We start from the raw sequence: 4408 nt of genomic DNA on the forward strand, positions 1-4408 counted from the left end.
ACCGGCCTGTTCCTTCGCTATATAGAACTAAAGCATATTCAATCAATTTCATCTAGAAGCATAGAGCAGTTTAATTATGACTTTATAGTCAAGACTAGAAAATCTGTGTCCTACCAAAATCAGTGCATTAGTGGCATAAAACATTTTCTAAATTTTAAAGGGCTGTCCGTAGATGATATTGAGGTAACAAGACCCAATAAGGATAAAAAATTACCTAGCGTACTGAGCAAACCGGAAGTCAAAGCCATTCTAGACTCCACCACAAACTTAAAGCATAGAACTTTACTGAGCCTAGTCTATTCGGCAGGGCTTAGAATTGGGGAGGCTTTAAACATTAGACCTCATGATATTGATACGGAACGTGGACTTATCCATATTAGATCAGCAAAAGGCAGAAAAGATAGGTATACTTTACTTTCCCCTAGCCTAGTTCCATTAATAGAATCCTACATAAACCATTACAAACCGAACTATTTTCTATTTGAAGGACGCTCTGGAGAAGCTTACACACAAGTAAGTGCAAGACAGGTTTTAAAAAAATCATTGCGACTAGCGGGAATAAGTAAATATGCAACTCTCCATACCTTGCGCCACAGTTTTGCAACGCATTTATTGGAAAATGGAACAGATATAAGATACATACAGGAATTATTGGGACATAACAGCCCAAAAACTACAATGATTTATACACATGTATCTTCTACGAATTTAAATCAAATAAAAAATCCTTTCGACAATCTATAAAAAGTGATTATATTGAAAAATAAAATATTGAATGGAACTAATAGGGATAGAAAAAACAATCGAAAACCACCCTTATCCTGCCGTATTAGAACATTATAGAGCATTCAATAACGCATATAAACAAGTTGTGCTTCATTACCAGAAACCGCTAACCAATGATAAAATTCTTTAGGAAAATTAGACAAAACTTACTGATGGAAAACAAAACTGGGAAGTATTTTAAATATGCAATTGGAGAAATTATTCTTGTGGTTATCGGAATTTTAATAGCGCTTCAAATTAATAATTGGAATGAGGATAGAAAAGTAAAAAAACAAGAAATACAGATTTACACTGAATTAAAAAGTGATTTAATTCAAACTAAAAATGATATCCAAAATGCAATTTCACAGCATAAAAAATCACTTAAATCAACTCAACAGCTTATAATTGATATCTCTAATAAAAAGTCATATTCTGATTCTATATATAGATTATTTGCCGATGCTGGTGGTGAATTTAATATAATCCCTAAAACAAGTGCTTTTGAAAATTTAAAAAACATTGGTCTAAATACCTTGACTAATGATAGTTTGCGTGTTTCTATATCTAACTTGTTTCAATTGGACTTAAAACGGTTAGAAGATGATTTTGGATTTAAGAACTCTAGTTTAAATATTACAGCGCAATTATATCCTTATCAAATGAAGTATTTGTTTCTTGATACCAATGAACCTATAAATTATGGATTTAAACATACAGACAGTATTAAGGTTTACAAATTAAAAATAAAAAACTATGATAAGTTTTTAACAGATAACGACCTTCTAAAAACCTTACAGTTGTCTCTTTGGTATAGAAGTAATTTGGTAAACGAAGAAGTAGAAATAATTGAGGCCATAGACAATGTAATTGAAGGAATTAAACAGGAACTTAAATCAAGAAAAAAATAACGAAAGCACAACACCGTGTATAATTAATTGCTTTGGCAATTGCCTACTTGGAAAATTCCTTCGGAATTTTCTCGCGTTCGTTTTTGTTTACTAAATTAGTTGCTTAAACACGCAACTAACCATACACAAGACCGTTGGCAACAACTAAACAACAATTAATATTCCCACTTCGAATTAAATGAGAGAGATAATAATTTCAAATATTAATGAATTACACGGACAGTTTGAAAAGTACCGAAAATCTAGCTGGAATAAATTTAGAGGACAGAGTAACGCTGATTGGAAATTAGTCCCAAAAGCCGGCAGAAAACCATATTCAAATACTGACGATTTTCTAATCTACAAGCAATGGAAACGCAGAGCAATGGCATACATTGATATAAATAATAAAACCGAATGGGAATTACTTGCAATAGCTCAACATAATGGATTACCAACTCGCTTATTGGACTGGACTCATAACCCATTAGTTGCGACTTTTTTTGCAGCGGTTGAAAATATGGATTCAGACGGTTGCATATATGTTTATAGACCAATTGAAATGATAGATGTCAAGGAAATGAATCCATTCGAATTAAAAGAGCATAAGATTAAAATTGGATTTCATCAACCGAATTCCTCGTCAAATAGAATTATAAATCAATTAGGTTACTTTTCAGTACATAGCAATCCGAAACTTGATTTAAACTCTAAAAATAAAATTGGAATACTTGAAAGATTAATAATTAAAAAGGAAATTAAAGAAGAACTTATTCATATGCTGAACCAATATGGAATAAATTATCTGAATCTATTTCCAGATTTAGAAGGATTATCTAAACACTTAAGTTGGTTTTCTGAAAACTATAAATATTGGGATAGCACAATAGAAATAGAAATCGACACAGAAATTGATGATGAAATAAAATAAAAAAGCAGTTGCCAACACCGTGTATAATTAATTGCTTTGGCAAGTGCTTATTTGGAAAATTCCTTCGGAATTTTCTCGGGTTCGTATTTGTTTATTAAATTAGGTGCTTAACCACGCAACTAACCATACACAACAACGTTGCCCACAATATGAAAAAACTGCTTGCATTAACGTTAATTTTAAGTTTAAACTCTTGTTTTTTCTACAAAAAGGATGGGATTGAGATGAAAATTAAAAATGACTCAAGCGAACCGATAACAAATGTGGAATTTACGACGACTGAAAAACTGGAAGTAATAAAAATTGACCGAATTGAACCGAATAAAAGCGTTACGGAATTTTTATCGATGCGTAAAAACAAATCTGACGGAGCTTACTCTCTGACTTTTACTCGCGCGACTGGAAAAAAGGAAATTAGTGGTGGAGGATATTATACGAATGGAGGTTCACTTGACCATTGGGTTGACTTTATCGTAGAGAATGACACAATAATAGTAAAATTTGATGCACCAATTTATTGATTATGAATCGAGTGAAAAAGTGGACAATTTTAAGAGTTTATTTTCTTATCTATTTAGTTTGTTGCATAATTTACACAATTGCTAAATGGAAAATATTGTCATATGAAGAAGGTTGGGGAGTTGTAGCTATGGTTGGGTTAATGTCATTAGGTTTAGTTGGCTTATTGGCTGACTTTATTCTGACACTAATTATTAAGAACAAAAAAATCTTAAACGGAATTGGAATATTAATAGCAATCGGATTTTCGATTATGTTATGGATTGAATTAAAATAAAAATACTGTGGGCAACACCGTGTATAATTAATTGCTTTGGCAAGTGCTTATTTGGAAAATCCTACGGATTTTCCTCTGGTTCGTTTTCTTTTACTAATTTAGTTGCTAGCCAACGCAACTAACCATACACAAACACGTTGTACACCATTTGAGAAACACCATTTGAAAAAACTGAAATACATATTAATAATTATATTTTTTGCCTTGACAAATATTATATTTAGTCAAGTTAGCGGAACAATATTGATGGATTCTTTATCATTGCCTGGAGCTGAAATTAAATTTAAAAAATCTGACAAAGGAGTAATGGCGGACTTTGACGGAAATTTTGTTTTGCCCTTAGAGTCTGGGATTAAAAATAACAGTTTGGTCATCTCTTACGCAGGATTATTTATAGAAATTAAAAATATAGAATTGAATAATGGGAAATTGAATATTGGCGAATTTGAAATCCCATATTTTAAAGATATTTCGATAGCGGAATTTGAACAACTTTCGGAATCTGAAAAAGAAAACTGTCTGCCAACATATTGCTGGGGACAATTATTAGGATATTTTTATACTGACAAACTTGAAAAGGAATATCTGACTTTAAATTGTAAAGAAAAAATAACAGAATTTGAATTTAATCCGACAACTAAAACTATAATAGTTGATTGGAATTTAATAAAAGAATGTAAATAAAAACGGTGTACAACAATGTATAAAAATAATTGCGGTTTAGTGCTTAATCAAAAGTCGTTGCGTGTTTGCTACGTCTGATTTTCCTTCGGAAAATCCTCGCACGCAAACCCGCAACTATTCTTATACGAGACCGTTGTACCACATTAAAAACCAATCAATATGAAAAGAATATTTATAGTTTTTTTAGTATCACTAATTTACTCCCAATCGTATGCTCAAAAACCAAGAGCACGGGATTTGGGAGTTCCTTTTGTCGGAAAAACAGGAGAATTCAATGCAATTACAGACGTGAAAGGTGTTGAGGTTGGATATAGCACAATTATTTCAGGTCAAGGAGAAAAT

The 4408-nt window shown here is 31.7% G+C and carries 6 protein-coding genes and 1 pseudogene; all 7 read left to right on the forward strand.

Annotation, left to right across the window (positions count from 1 at the left end):
* Positions 1 to 744, forward strand: a 744-nt coding sequence (locus AB8B90_RS05570; protein ID WP_405334526.1) for a tyrosine-type recombinase/integrase, incomplete at its 5' end; no start/stop codon positions are given.
* 194 nt (positions 745 to 938) lie between these two features.
* Complete coding sequence (locus AB8B90_RS05575; RefSeq protein ID WP_405334528.1) at positions 939 to 1676, forward strand: DUF6090 family protein; 738 nt, start codon at positions 939 to 941, stop codon at positions 1674 to 1676.
* Between the two features lie 178 nt (positions 1677 to 1854).
* The gene (locus AB8B90_RS05580) at positions 1855 to 2586 is read left to right on the forward strand and encodes an FRG domain-containing protein (protein WP_405334531.1); all 732 of its coding nucleotides are present in this window, start codon (positions 1855 to 1857) and stop codon (positions 2584 to 2586) included.
* Positions 2587 to 2735: 149 nt separating this feature from the next.
* The gene (locus tag AB8B90_RS05585; RefSeq protein WP_405334533.1) at positions 2736 to 3107 is read left to right on the forward strand and encodes a hypothetical protein; all 372 of its coding nucleotides are present in this window, start codon (positions 2736 to 2738) and stop codon (positions 3105 to 3107) included.
* Positions 3108 to 3202: 95 nt separating this feature from the next.
* Complete coding sequence (locus AB8B90_RS05590) at positions 3203 to 3382, forward strand: hypothetical protein (protein WP_405334536.1); 180 nt, start codon at positions 3203 to 3205, stop codon at positions 3380 to 3382.
* A 246-nt stretch (positions 3383 to 3628) separates the two neighbouring features.
* On the forward strand, positions 3629 to 4066 hold the full coding sequence (locus AB8B90_RS05595) for a hypothetical protein (protein WP_405334539.1): 438 nt from the start codon (positions 3629 to 3631) through the stop codon (positions 4064 to 4066).
* A gap of 159 nt (positions 4067 to 4225) precedes the next feature.
* Positions 4226 to 4408: pseudogene (locus AB8B90_RS05600) on the forward strand (S58 family peptidase); the annotation flags it as partial.

Source organism: Psychroserpens sp. (assembly GCF_045105015.1).
GTDB lineage: Bacteria > Bacteroidota > Bacteroidia > Flavobacteriales > Flavobacteriaceae > Psychroserpens.